Origin of the sequence: Actinotalea sp. Marseille-Q4924, from assembly GCF_916618755.1 — a bacterium.
Taxonomy (GTDB): domain Bacteria; phylum Actinomycetota; class Actinomycetes; order Actinomycetales; family Cellulomonadaceae; genus Actinotalea.
This window is the reverse complement of record NZ_CAKAKB010000003.1, coordinates 761487-774038: the sequence shown is the minus strand read 5'-3', so window position 1 is coordinate 774038 and position 12552 is coordinate 761487. Positions and strand designations below refer to the sequence as shown.

12 protein-coding genes and 4 tRNA genes are annotated in these 12552 nt (G+C 72.9%); 11 read left to right on the top strand and 5 right to left on the bottom strand.

Translation table 11 applies throughout. The features are described 5' to 3' along the window. Positions 1 to 82 precede the first annotated feature (82 nt). A tRNA-Val gene (locus LG379_RS10290) sits at positions 83 to 154 on the bottom strand. A gap of 140 nt (positions 155 to 294) precedes the next feature. Here LG379_RS10290 and LG379_RS10285 point away from each other — a divergent pair. Continuing rightward, positions 295 to 723, top strand: coding sequence for an SsgA family sporulation/cell division regulator (locus LG379_RS10285; RefSeq protein WP_225754448.1), 429 nt, complete (start codon positions 295 to 297; stop codon positions 721 to 723). Between the two features lie 7 nt (positions 724 to 730). On the opposite strand, the gene LG379_RS10280 is transcribed toward LG379_RS10285, so the two are convergent. Beyond that, positions 731 to 1660, bottom strand: a complete 930-nt coding sequence (locus LG379_RS10280; protein WP_225754447.1) for an aminotransferase class IV — start codon at positions 1658 to 1660, stop codon at positions 731 to 733. Positions 1661 to 1671: 11 nt separating this feature from the next. After that, positions 1672 to 2754, bottom strand: a complete 1083-nt coding sequence (locus LG379_RS10275) for a chorismate-binding protein (RefSeq protein WP_225754446.1) — start codon at positions 2752 to 2754, stop codon at positions 1672 to 1674. Positions 2755 to 2938: 184 nt separating this feature from the next. Here LG379_RS10275 and LG379_RS10270 point away from each other — a divergent pair. From LG379_RS10270 to LG379_RS10255, 4 genes are all read left to right on the top strand, one after another. After that, positions 2939 to 3011: transfer RNA gene (locus LG379_RS10270), tRNA-Gly, on the top strand. 53 nt (positions 3012 to 3064) lie between these two features. Continuing rightward, positions 3065 to 3135, top strand: a tRNA-Cys gene (locus LG379_RS10265). A gap of 25 nt (positions 3136 to 3160) precedes the next feature. Continuing rightward, positions 3161 to 3235: transfer RNA gene (locus tag LG379_RS10260), tRNA-Val, on the top strand. Between the two features lie 316 nt (positions 3236 to 3551). Further along, complete coding sequence (locus LG379_RS10255) at positions 3552 to 4001, top strand: SRPBCC family protein (RefSeq protein WP_225754445.1); 450 nt, start codon at positions 3552 to 3554, stop codon at positions 3999 to 4001. Positions 4002 to 4237: 236 nt separating this feature from the next. Here the strand turns inward: LG379_RS10255 and LG379_RS10250 are convergent, their stop codons facing one another. Continuing rightward, positions 4238 to 4762 (bottom strand): hypothetical protein, encoded by a 525-nt coding sequence (locus LG379_RS10250; RefSeq protein ID WP_225754444.1) that lies wholly within the window; start codon positions 4760 to 4762, stop codon positions 4238 to 4240. A 196-nt stretch (positions 4763 to 4958) separates the two neighbouring features. Between LG379_RS10250 and LG379_RS10245 the strand changes: the two genes are divergently transcribed. From LG379_RS10245 to LG379_RS10230, 4 genes are all read left to right on the top strand, one after another. Then, positions 4959 to 5225, top strand: coding sequence for a hypothetical protein (locus tag LG379_RS10245; protein WP_225754443.1), 267 nt, complete (start codon positions 4959 to 4961; stop codon positions 5223 to 5225). Positions 5226 to 5614: 389 nt separating this feature from the next. Beyond that, positions 5615 to 7168 carry a sodium:alanine symporter family protein gene (locus LG379_RS10240; protein WP_225754442.1) on the top strand — a complete coding sequence of 518 codons (1554 nt, stop codon included), beginning with the start codon at positions 5615 to 5617 and terminating at the stop codon, positions 7166 to 7168. 126 nt (positions 7169 to 7294) lie between these two features. Next, on the top strand, positions 7295 to 7636 hold the full coding sequence (locus LG379_RS10235; protein WP_225754441.1) for an S-adenosylmethionine decarboxylase: 342 nt from the start codon (positions 7295 to 7297) through the stop codon (positions 7634 to 7636). Beyond that, positions 7636 to 8376, top strand: coding sequence for a hypothetical protein (locus LG379_RS10230; RefSeq protein WP_225754440.1), 741 nt, complete (start codon positions 7636 to 7638; stop codon positions 8374 to 8376). The genes LG379_RS10235 and LG379_RS10230 overlap by 1 nt, the downstream gene beginning before the upstream one ends. 43 nt (positions 8377 to 8419) lie before the next feature. Here LG379_RS10230 and LG379_RS10225 read toward each other — a convergent pair whose 3' ends face one another. Next, positions 8420 to 10693: a bifunctional diguanylate cyclase/phosphodiesterase gene (locus tag LG379_RS10225; RefSeq protein ID WP_225754439.1), complete on the bottom strand. Its 2274-nt coding sequence runs from the start codon at positions 10691 to 10693 to the stop codon at positions 8420 to 8422. A gap of 189 nt (positions 10694 to 10882) precedes the next feature. On the opposite strand from LG379_RS10225, the gene LG379_RS10220 reads away from it, so the two are divergent. Further along, positions 10883 to 12178 carry an NAD(P)/FAD-dependent oxidoreductase gene (locus tag LG379_RS10220; protein WP_225754438.1) on the top strand — a complete coding sequence of 432 codons (1296 nt, stop codon included), beginning with the start codon at positions 10883 to 10885 and terminating at the stop codon, positions 12176 to 12178. A gap of 78 nt (positions 12179 to 12256) precedes the next feature. Further along, positions 12257 to 12466 (top strand): hypothetical protein, encoded by a 210-nt coding sequence (locus LG379_RS10215; protein ID WP_225754437.1) that lies wholly within the window; start codon positions 12257 to 12259, stop codon positions 12464 to 12466. The last annotated feature ends 86 nt before the right edge of the window (positions 12467 to 12552 follow it).

Here is a 12552-nt window from a genome sequence, read left to right as displayed (position 1 = left end):
GCCTGTGACCTGCGCAGACGGTGGTCGCGACCGGGGCGGGAAGGGTTGGGTCCGTTCGGGGGATCCCGGTGTGAAGATCAGGTGGGCGATACTGGGTTCGAACCAGTGACCTCCTCGGTGTGAACGAGGCGCTCTACCACTGAGCCAATCGCCCTCACGCCCGGCCGGTCACCCGGGGACGCGTCGACGATCGTAGCGAATCGACGGCGGTTTGCCGAACACGGCGGACATGCCTGCCGATGAGACCACGAGGGCGACGGACGGGCCCACGAGGAGCGGGGAGGGGTGGTGAGGATGGCCGAGCACGCACGAGACGTCTGCGAGGTCGTCCCGATGCACCTGGTGCTTCCGGACGCCAGCGTCCTGCCGGTGAGCGCTGAGCTGCACTTCGCGCCCGCCGACCCGTACACGGTGCGCATCGTGTTCCGCGGCACCAGCTCGACGTCCACGTGGCTCATCGGGCGCGAGCTCATCGCGCACGGCCTCCTCGCTGACGCGGCGGCGCCGGCGGGGACCGGCGACGTGCGGATCTGGCGCGACGAGGACCCGGCCTACCTGCTCGTCGGGCTCAGCGGTGTCGAGGGCGACGCGCTCCTCGCCGGGCCGGCCGAGCCGTTCGTGCGGTTCGTCGCGGCCACGGTCGCGCTGGTGCCGTTCGGCTCCGAGGGTCCGGTCATGGAGGACGAGATCTCGCGCCTCATCGTCACCCTCCTCGACGCCTGAGCGGGCGTCAGGGGTCGACGTCGTCCGCCGCGCGGGCGGCGTAGAGGTCGACGACCTGCTGGGTGAGCGGCGAGACCTCGAGCGCGACGCCGTCGAGCGCCACGACGGGGACGGCGGTGCGCACCGAGCCGGTGAGCGCGAGGCCGCTCCCCCTCGCCACGACGTCCTCGAGCACCGACCACGGCAGCTCGCCAGGTGCCGCCTCCCGCACGGGGAGGTCGGCGTCGGCCGCCCACTCGAGCACGAGGGCGCGCGTGATCCCGGCGAGGCACCCCGACGACAGCGCTGGGGTGAGCATCTCGTCGCCGACCTCGACGAAGACGTTGCTGCCGGTGCCCTCGCACAGCCCGCCGACGGTGTTCGCCAGGAGCGCCTCGTCGGCGCCCTGGGCGGTCGCGCGGGCCAGTGCGACGACGTTCTCCGCGTAGGACGTCGTCTTGAGGCCGGCGACCGCGGACCGCTCGTTGCGCACCCACGGGGCGCGGACGGCACGGGCGGGCGTGGGCTGGGCCGTCGCGCCCCCGGGTCCGGCGACGACGACGACGGTCTGCGGCTCGCCGGGCGTCCGTCCCGATCCCAGCGGTCCCAGCCCCGCCGTCACCGTGATCCGGAGGCGACCGGCGCCAGGGGCGCGCTCGAGCACGGCCGAGACGGCGGTGCGCACGAGGTCCTCGTCGGGGTCCTCGAGCCCGAGGCCCCGAGCCGAGACCCGCAGCCGGTGCAGGTGGCGCGTCAGCGCGAAGGCGTGACCGTCCACGACGCCGCACGTCTCGAAGACCCCGTCGCCGACCGTGACGCCGTGGTCGACCGGGCTGAGCACCCGCTCCCCCGGCGCCAGGAGTCGCCCGTCGGCCCAGACGACGAGCCCGTCCCCCTGCTGTGTCCCGCTGCCCTTCTCGGCCACCACGCGCCTCCCGTTCTGTGCGTTCCTGCTCACCCGCCCCTGGCTCACCCCTGCGACGCCAGCCCCACCAGCCGCTGGGCCTTGAGCTCCGTCTCGTGCCACTCCTTCTCCGGGTCGCTCTCCCACGTGATCCCGGCCCCGGTGCCGAAGGCGAGCCGGCCGCCGTCGTCGGGCCGCCACCAGAAGCCGCGGATGCCGACGGCCAGCAGAGCGGTCCCACGGTCGGCGTCGATCCAGCCGATCGTGCCGCAGTACGGCCCCCGCCGGACGGGTTCGACACGCCGGATGTGCTCCAGCGCGCTGTGCTTCGGTGCGCCGGAGACCGACGCCGGGGGGTACGTCGCGGCGAGCAGGTCCTGCCAGCCGGTGCCCGGCCGCAGCCGCGCCTCGACCGTCGTGACGAGGTGTACGAGGCCGGGGTGGTCCTCGACCGCCAGGAGGTCCGTCACCTCGACGGTGCCTGGCAGCCCGACGCGCTGGAGATCGTTGCGGACCATGTCGGCGATCATGACGTTCTCGGCGCGGTCCTTGTCGGTGAGCCCGTCCCGCGTCACGGCGGTCCCCTTGATGGGTCCGGAGGCGACCCGGCCGTCCCCGACGCGGAGGAACAGCTCGGGCGATGCCGAGACCACCCACGCCGGTGGGAGGGGGCCGCCCGCGGGCACGTGGATGCCGCCCGCGAACGGCGCGGGGTTGCCGCGGTCGAGGACGCCCGCCAGTGCGTGCGCGTCGGGCTCGCGTCCGTCGACCGGTGGCAGCGGCGCGGTGAGGACCCGGCAGAGGTTGACCTGGTAGACGTCGCCCTCGCGGATCGCCTCCCGCACGACGTCGACGCGCCGGCAGTACTCCGCGCGGTCGAGGGACGAGGTCCAGGCCGACGCCGGCGGTCCGGTCCACGCCCCGGTCGTCCGCCCCGGATGCTCCGGGGGGTCCGACCGACCGTCGCGGTGCCGCACGTCCTCGAACCGCCAGGCCCGCACCGGGCCCTCGAACTCCCCGACGACCGCCCAGAAGCCCCCACGGCGCAGCGGCGCGTCGTCGACGGCGAGGTCGGTGCTCTCGACCGCCCCGATCGCCTCGACGCCGGCGAACCACGCCCTGCCGCCCGCCGCACCCGTCCGCCGCACCCGGCCACGGTAGCGGCGGGTCGAGGGACGCGTCGCTGGTCATGGGGCTGTCGCGCGGCCGACGCGGCGGCTCGTGACGGGCTCGGAGCCGCGCCGACGGGTCGGGCCGAGTTGGACGTTCCCGGCGGCGTTCGGTTAGAGTCCTCAACGCCGCACAGCGCCGGGGAGACCCGGCCGGTGCAGCGCGGACGTGGCTCAGTTGGTAGAGCATCACCTTGCCAAGGTGAGGGTCGCGGGTTCGAATCCCGTCGTCCGCTCGGAGGCGACATTCCCGTGTCGGGGTACAGCCCGGCCGAGGCATTGAACCTACGGTGGAGTGGCCGAGAGGCGAGGCAGCGGCCTGCAAAGCCGTATACACGGGTTCGAATCCCGTCTCCACCTCGCAGCAGACCGGGCGCGAGCCCACGGGCGATTGGCGCAGCGGTAGCGCGCTTCCCTGACACGGAAGAGGTCACTGGTTCGATCCCAGTATCGCCCACCAGCAACAAGGCAGTTCAGAGGCCGTTCCGGAGCGATCCGGGGCGGCCCTTCTGGTCTCTGGGCCCCGAGATGTAGCCAAACGTGCAGCCATACCCAACCTTGACGCGTGTGTGATGGCCCACACCACGCTCCCCACCCAGGATGGCGGTCGCCGTCGCCTCGGCGGCGGCGTCATGAAGGAGTGGACGGCATGGCTTTCGAGCTGCCGCGCCCACGCGTCTGCGCCGCCCTGCCCTGACCAGTTCCTCGTACTGTGATGGCCGCAGGACGGGGAGAGTGGGTCCTGAGCGCCAGCACCCCCAGGACGAGGAGCACGCATGAGCGTCGACGTCTCCAGCACCATGACGATCGGGCGGCCCGTCGCGGTTGTCGCGGACTACGCGGGTGACCCGACGAACGCCCCCGCGTGGTACGCCAACATCTCCTCCGTCGAGTGGCAGACCTCGCCCCCGGTCGCCGTCGGATCGCTCCTGACCTTCCGTGCGTCGTTCCTCGGCCGCGACCTCCTGTACACGTACGAGGTCGTCGAGCTGGTGCGTCGGCGCAGGCTGGTCATTAGCACGGCGGAGGGCCCCTTCCCGATGGAGACCACGTACGAGTGGGAGGCCCTTGACGAGCAGCGGACCCGTATGACGTTGCGGAACCGCGGCGAGCCGGCCGGCTTCGCCCGGCTCAGTGCACCGCTCGTGGCCGCGGCGATGCGCCGGGCGAACGCGAAGGACCTCGTCCTGCTCAAGAAGATCCTCGAGGGGCCTGACCCGAGGTGAAGGCCGCGAGCCGACTTCGTACCCGTCGAGCAGCCGCGCTGCGTTCACCAGCCCGATTGGGAGGGGCCTGCGGAACGTTCCCGAGCATCTCCCCCGCGACCGGGTCGTAACCCTCCGCCAGGAGACCCACGTGGTTGACGGTCGGTCGTAGGTCAGCGCCTCGAGAGTGATCAACGACCGGGCGACGAGGTCCGCCCCCGGGCCCTGGGCCTGATCCGGGGTGGCCTTAGGCAATGTCAAAGGGACGGTGTGGAGAGATCCCTGCTGCGGGGCGGTGACTCGCGTCCGGCACCCCACCAGCTCGACAACGCGACGAGCCCGGCCAGCACGGTTCCGACGACCGTTGCGACCGTCGCGCCGATCCCGTAGGACATCGCCTCTTCACCCGAGCCAGCGAGTAGGTACCCGCTACGGACGTCGAACCAGACGTCCAGCATCACGAGCGCGACCACGAGCGGTAGTTGCGGGAGGCCCACGAGCACGGCCCCACCGGCGCCGACCGCAGGTCTGCGCCGAGCGACAACGTGTGCGACCACGGGCGCTGCCGTCAGCACGGCGAGGAGCCAGATCAGGGTCACCGCAGGGGCGCTCTGCGTAGCGGACGGGTCACGGAAGAACTCCGGCGCGAACACGAGCACGGTCGCCACGGCCGACGTCGAGGCGGCGAATGCGATGTCCCGCCGCGAGGCCGCCATCGTGTGGTTTGAAGTCCGGCTGACCATCGTGGCCTCGCGACCCGTCGGCGGTGCTGAGGCGCTCATGCTATCGCTCGACGCTCTGAGCCGCCCCGGCTTCAGCTGAGCCTCTCGTGCGTCCCGGAGGGGAACGACGCAGTCCGCAGCAGGAGCCCGCTTTCGGCTCCGAGCTCGCAACGCTCAACCAGGCGTTCAATCCGATCGCACGCGACATCGCCGCAACAGAGCCCTAGTGGGCGGAGAGCTGGGTCCCTGGGCCTTCGTGCGGTTCCTTCATGTGCTCGGCGCCGTGGCGTGGCTGAGAGGTCAGCTGACCGTCTCCACTTTCGAGCTGCCGCTGGTCCGACGGCACCTCCGTCCCGCCGACCGGGCAGACCTGATGCGCTCGCTCGGCCTGCGGCTCGGAAGGGTGACCGTCGTCGCGCTCGTGCCGCTACAGGTGGCCACCGAGGTCGCGCTCGCGTGGCACCAGGGGTTGACGCTCGCCTCGCTCGCGGAGCCCGGCTACGGCCGCCTCCTCGCGGGCTAGCTGACGGCGTTCGTCCTGGTGATGCTCGCCGCCGGGCTCGACGGCTGGGCGAACGGCCACGGGCGTCGGACGCTCGCTCGTGCGCTCGCGGTCGGGTCGCTCGTCGGGTCGCTCGGCATCGGCCTGCTCGCCACGACGCCGCCGGTCAGCTGGCGCCCCTGTCGACGTCACCGACGTGGGCGGGTTGGCGGCGCGGCCGGATGTCGGTTCCCTTCGTCCCGCGATGTGGACACCCTGACTGTGACCGGCGCCACAGCACAAACATCCACGCTCTTCGGGGAGCGACCTGCGACGACGCCGGCCGTGGGCGCGCCGAGAGGATGCCGGAGCACGCCGCCGTGTCGCCGTCCAGGTTGCCTGTTCCCCACCGGTAGGTATGGGATTCCCCAATGGTCATGATCAGCGCGGCGGCCGCCGAGCCGTCCACCTCCTGGGTCCGCGACGTCGAGACCGCCATCAACGAGGCGTTCGCGCCCATCGCGTCGGCGTTCGGCTCGGTCATCTTCGCGGAGGTCACCGTCCTGGGCGTGACCTTTCCCGTCCTCGTCGCGTGGCTCATCACGGGCGCCCTGTTCTTCACGATCGCGCTCCGGCTCATCCAGGTCCGCGGCTTCGGGCACTCCCTCGCCCTGGTCCGCGGCAAGTACTCGCGGGCCAGCGACCCCGGTGAGGTGACCCACTTCCAGGCGCTCGCCTCCGCCGTCTCCGGGACCGTGGGCCTCGGCAACATCGCCGGCGTCGCCATCGCCGTGACGATCGGCGGTGCGGGGGCGACGTTCTGGATGATCGTCGCCGGTCTGCTCAGCATGGCCACCAAGTTCGTCGAGTGCACCCTCGGTGTGAAGTACCGGGAGGAGCACGAGGACGGCACCGTGACGGGCGGCCCGTTCCGCTACCTGCCCATCGCCTTCGCGCGGTTCGGGCGCATCCCGGCGCGTGCCCTCACCGTCGTCTTCGCCTTCGCCATCTTCTTCTTCGGCCTCACGGGCGGGAACATGTTCCAGGCGAACCAGACGTTCGCCCAGGCCCGCAACGTCACGGGCGGCATGGACGGTCCGCTCGGCAACGACGGCGCCGCGCTGCTGTTCGGCATCGCCCTCGCCGTCGGCGCCGGCCTCGTCATCATCGGCGGGATCCAGTCGATCGCCCGGGTCACCAGCAAGCTCGTCCCGGCGATGGCGATCCTCTACGTCCTCGCCTGCCTGACGGTCGTGCTCAGCAACCTCGAGAAGGTCCTGCCCGGTCTGCGCTCGATCGTCGAGGGCGCGTTCGACCCCGAGGGCGTGGCCGGAGGCATCGTCGGCGTGATGATCGTCGGCTTCCAGCGTGCCGCCTTCTCCAACGAGGCAGGCATCGGCTCGGCCGCGATCGCCCACTCCGCCGCCAAGACGCGACGCCCTGTCACGGAGGGCTTCGTCGGCCTCCTCGAGCCCTTCATCGACACGGTCGTCATCTGCACCCTGACCGCCCTGACCATCGTCATCGCGCAGCCGCAGTCGTGGATCGACAGCCGGGCGGCCGTCGCGGCCGGGGAGTCCGCCGTCGGCGACGGCGTCACGCTGACGTCCGACGCGTTCGCGACCGTGCTGCCGTGGTTCCCTGTCGTGCTCGCCGTGGCCGTGGCGCTGTTCGCCTTCTCCACCCTCATCACGTGGGCGTACTACTCGCAGAAGGCGTTCACGACGATCTTCGGCCGCACGCGGCGGAACGAGCGGATCTTCCAGTACATCTTCGTCAGCTTCACCGTGATCGGCACGGTCCTGTCGCTGGGCGACGTCATCGGGCTGGCGGACGCGATGCTGTTCCTCTGCGCGTTCATCAACGTGCTGGGCCTGTACCTCCTCTTCCCCGTGGTCCGGGCCGAGCTCCGGGGCCACCTCGCGGACCTGCGCAGCCGGCGGCTGGTGCCCGTGGCCGAGGAGGAGGGCGAGCGGGTGGGTTGAGGCGCATCGGCAGACGGGCGACATCGGTGAGCCGTTCGGATGACTTTCACCCGGGCGGTCCTGGGGCCACGCCATACTCACCGGTCAGGGGACCATTCGCGGATCCCACGACCGGACGGAGACGCCGTGCGAGACCTGGCCCCGGAGATCTGCCGACAGCGGGTGGTGGTGGAAGGGCTGTGCAACGAACCCATCGGTGAGCAGTCCATCAAGGGCTACCTCTCCGAGCTGTCCAAGGCGATCGACATGATCACGCTCCTGGAGCCGGTCACCCACCAGTCCCCGCTGTACGGCTGGGCCGGGTGGATCCACTGGGAGACGTCGGGGGCCCACTTCTACGCGTGGGACGTGCCGCGGCTCTTCTTCAGCGTCGACGTGTACGCCTGCAAGCCGTTCTCCGCCGCCGCCGTCGTGGACCTCACCCGCGAGTGGTTCGGGGCGACCGAGATCGTCCACAAGGAGTTCTGATGGCCGCGCCCCTGACCCTGCACTTCGACGTCACCGGCGACCTCCTCGAGGCGGCACGCGACTGCGAGGCCGAGGTGTTCCTGCGGTGGTACGGCAACACCCGCGAGCAGCTCGCCGACGAGTACGGGCCCTACGAGGACAGCTCGGCGTTCCTGTGCATCGCCGACGAGCACGGGGACGTGCTCGCGGCGGCCCGCCTCCTCGCGCCCGGCGGGTCGTCCGGCCTGAAGACGCTGACGGACGTCGGCCGTGAGCCCTGGTACGTCGACGGCGCCCGGTCCGCCCGCGCCGCGGGTGCGGAGCTGGACACCACGTGGGACGTCGCCACCATCGGTGTGCGCCGGCAGTCCAACGACACGGCGCGGCTCTCGCTCGCGCTGTACCACGGCGTCGTCAACGTCTGCCGCGCCAACGGCATGAGCGGGTTCGTGGCTGTACTGGACGAGCGCGTCCGCCGGCTCCTGGACTCGGTCGGCATCGTGACGCGCACCCTCCCCGGGGCGTCCACCGCCCCCTACCTGGGGTCGCCGCAGAGCACGCCGGTCTACGTGCTGCGCTCCGCGATCTTCGACCAGCAGCGGCGGGAGTTCCCGGACGCCTACCGGCTCATCACGCTGGGGCACGGGCTCGACGGCATCGCCGTGCCCGACCTGGAGGACTTCCGGTACCACCGGTTCACGGACGAGGACCTCGTGCGCTGGCGGGCGGAGGAGTTCGCCGACATGCCGCTGACCGTCTGACGACGGCAGGGCGGCGGCAGGGCGGCGGCGGGCCCAGCGCGCCTCAGCGCTCGGTCGTGCCGGGCCGCATGCCCTGCAGCGCCACGAGCGCGCGCCACCGTGCCACCCACGCACCGACCTCGTCCGCAGGCATCGGGCGGGCGATGTGATAGCCCTGCAGGATGTCCACGCCGAGCGGCAGGAGCGCCGCGGCCACCGCGGCGTCCTCCACGCCCTCTGCGACCATCCGCAGGTTCATCGCGCGCGCCATCTGCGTCGTCGTCTGGACGATGAGCCGGCTGCGGTCGTCCTGGTCGACGCGGGCGACGAACGAGCGGTCCATCTTCAGCTCCTGGACCGGGAGGTCGCGCAGGTAGGCCAGGGAGGAGAAGCCGCTGCCGTAGTCGTCGATCGAGACCTGCACCCCGTGGCTGCGGAGCTGGAGCAGGACCTGCCGCGCCCGGTCCGGCTCCGCGAGGAAGGAGTCCTCGGTGACCTCGACGGTGAGCCGCTCGGCGGGGACGCCGGCGCTGGTGAGCGCGGCGACGAGGGTCGGGACGAGCGCGCCGGCGACGACCTCCTCGGGCGCCCAGTTCACCGCCACCCGCAGGTCCAGCCCCGCGTCGAGCCACCGGCGCAGGTCGGCCACGGCGGTGAGCAGCACCTTCTCGGTCAGGGCAGTCATGAGGCCGACGCGCCGGACGTCCGGCAGGAACGCAGCGGGCCCGAGCAGGCCCTCCTGCGGGTGCTGCCACCGCACCAGCGCCTCGAACGCGACGACCTGCCGCGTCCGGGCGTCGACCTGCGGCTGGTACTGCAGCACCAGCTGGTCGTGGGTCAGGGCGTACCGGAGCTCCTCGCCGCGACGCAACCGGTCGCCGGCCAGGCCGTCCAGGGACGGGTCGAAGAGCAGGGCGCCCACGCGGGACTGCTTCGCCTCGTACATGGCGATGTCGGCCCGACGCAGCAGCTCGTTCGCCGCGGTCGGCCCGGTGGCGTGCAGCGCGATGCCGACGGACGCGTCGATGGCCAGGTCCATGGTGTCCACCCGCACCGGCGCAGCCAGCGCCTGCCGCAGCCGCTGCGCGGTCTCCAGCAGCAGGATCGCGTCGGCCCCCGGCGCGAGCACCGCGAACTCGTCCCCGCCGAGCCGCGCGACCAGCACGCTCGGCGGGAGCAGCCGGCGCAGGCGCTGGGCGAGGGTGAGGAGGACCTCGTCGCCCGCCGCGTGCCCGAGGCTGTCGTTGACGTCCTTGAACCCGTCGAGGTCCAGCAGGAGCACACCGACGGCGCCGCCCGCCTCCAGCGCGCGGTCGGTGGCCGCGAGCAGCGAGCGTCGGTTCGGCAGCCCGGTGAGCTCGTCCGTGAGCGACAGGCGCATGGCCTCGGCGGCGCCTCGCGCCTCCCGCAGCGCCAGCGTCATGCGGACGCCGGCGGCGAGGAGAGTGAGCAGGGCGACCACCCGGACGACCCAGCCGACCGCGGTCCACGGGTCCAGCACCAGCACGACCAGCGCCAGTCCGGAGGCCGTGACGAGGACGGGGGTGCTCTCGCGGGCGTCGGGGCGACCGTCCGGCACGCCGGGTGCCCGGCAGCCGGCGGCGACGAGCGCCGCGAAGCTGGCGCCCCAGAGCGCCTGCAGGGCGACGCTCGCGGTGTACGTCTCCGTCGAGAGGCTCCCGATGAGGCTGCTGTCCGCGACCGCGATGCCGAGGAAGCCCAGCGCGAGCATCAGCGTGCGGACGGACCGGTCGCGCTGCCGGAGCACCATCTGCGCGATGACCATGGTGGAGAGCACGAGGTTGATGAGGGGGAAGAGCACGGCCAGCAGCAGCGCCAGCCCGCCGCGCACGCCGGTCCCGGATAGCGGCGCGAGCACGGCGAAGCCCGCCAGGCACACCGCGGCACCGCACACGATGCCCGCCTCGGTCCAGGCGACGGCCGACGTCGCGACCCGTCGCGGGGCGTCGACCTGCAGGAAGGCGGCCAGCGCGAGGTAGGCCAGGACGCACAGGATCTCCCCCGGTGCGGGGAAGGTCACCGCGCTGAGGGTGCGGCCGACGCTCACCCACGCCGACCCGGCGGACCAGAGGGCCACGCCCCCGCCCAGCAGGAGCAGGGACAGGCGGCGGTGCGGCTCCCGGTGGGCGGTGAGCACGACCCGCGTCAACAGCAGCCCGAAGACGGCGGTCAGGGTGATGACGAGGCCGACGGCCTCGTCCTCGCCGGTGAGCACGAGGCTCGACAGCACCCCCGCGACGATCGCGGCCCACGGTCCGCCGTCGAGCACGCGTGCGAGGACACCACCCGTGCCGAGCCGCACATCGGCGCGGTCCATGCTCACCTCGGCGGCTCTCGCGGGCGCCGTGGCACCCTGTGGGGCAGTTTCGTACCTCTTGTGACCTTCTCATCGGCAGCACCGCCCGGTCCTTGAGGAACATCACCCGCTCCCGGCCGACAGGGGTTGCCGTCACGTCCGCGACGACCACCACGGCGACGGGCCAGGTCACCGCCCTACGCTGACTCCATGAGCACCGTGCCGTCCCCGGTCGGGCCCGACGGACCCGTGGTCGTCGTCGGCGCCGGCCTCGCGGGTCTGGCGTGCGCCGTGCGTCTCCACGCCGCCGGCGTCCACGTCGTCGTCCTGGAGGCCGCGGACGACGTCGGAGGACGCGTGCGGACCGACGTCCTGGACGGCTTCCGGTGCGACCGCGGCTTCCAGCTCCTCAACCCGGCGTATCCCGAGGTGCCGCGGCTGCTCGACCTCGACGCGCTGGACCTGCGCTCCTTCGGGGCCGGCGTCGTCGTCGCCCGAGGCGGACGACGGCACGTGCTCGGCGACCCCCGGCGCCTGCCCGCGTCGCTGCCGGGCGACCTGCTCGCCGGCGGCGGCCTGCGCAGCAAGCTGGGGTTCCTGGCCTGGGCGCTGCCGGCGCTCGGGCCCGTCGACCGACTCCTCGCCGGGGAGGACCGGCCGCTGCGGGAGTCGCTGGACGCCGCCGGGGTACGCGGCGCGTTCCGCAGCGGCGTGGTCGACGGCTTCCTCGCGGGCGTGCTCGCGGACGACGCCGGGGAGAGCTCCACCACCTTCGCCCGCCTGCTCGTGCGCTCCTTCGCACGGGGGCTCCCGGGCGTGCCCGCGCGCGGCATGGGTCAGGTGCCGCGCCAGCTCGCCGCACGGCTGCCGGCCGGATCGGTGCGGCTCGGGACCCGGGTGACGGAGGTCCGGGCCGACCGTGTCCGGACCGCGGACGGCGGCGCGCAGGAAGCGGCCGCCGTCGTCGTCGCGACGGACCCGGCCACCGCCGGAGCGCTCGCCGACGTCCGGGTGCCACCGCTGCGGGGCCTCACCACCTACTGGCACACGACCGACGCCGGCTCTCCGGCGACCCTCCCGCTGCTGCACCTGGACGGCGACCGCACGGGCCCCGTGGTGAACACCGCGGTCGTGTCCGACATCGCTCCCGAGCTGGCTCCCCCGGGCCGGACGCTCGTCGCCAGCACGGTGCTGGGCGTCGGCGGAGACGCCGAGGAGGAGAGAGCGGTGCTGTCGCAGCTGGGACGCGTCCACGGCGTCCCCACCGCACGCTGGTCCACCGTGACGGTGCACCGCGTCGCGGAGGCACTTCCGGCGCAGCTGCCACCGCTCGTGCGGCGCCGCCCGGTCGTCCTGGTCGACGGAGTGCTGGTCGCCGGCGACCACCGCGACACCGCGTCGATCCAGGGCGCGCTCGTCTCCGGACGCCGTGCCGCGGACGCCGTCCTGGCTCGCCTGGGAGGTGACCCGCGGGACCTGCGGGTCCCGCCGCCACCGCACGCCTGAGGCACCCACGAGACGCAGTTGCACCGTGCGGGACGCTCCGCGACAGTGAGCGCACCGCACCCCACCCGAGGAGACCCCGTGGACGACCGCGAGCACACCTGGACCGAGCCGACGACCGAGCGTCCCGCGCCGTCGGGCGTCCTCACGTTCGCGCTGTGCTTCCTCCTGTTCCTCGGGGCGCTCGCGCTCATGGGCTTCGGCTTCGACCAGGCGTCGGGCGCGCTGTTCGCCGCCGGGCTCGTGCTCGGCTCGCTGGCGTTCGCCATCCCGATGACCTCGCGGAGCTGAGCCGCACGGGGCACCGGCCCCGTCGCGGTGCACCAGGTGCTACGCCGGCACGAGCCGGGACGTCACGCTCGACGTCGACATCGCGC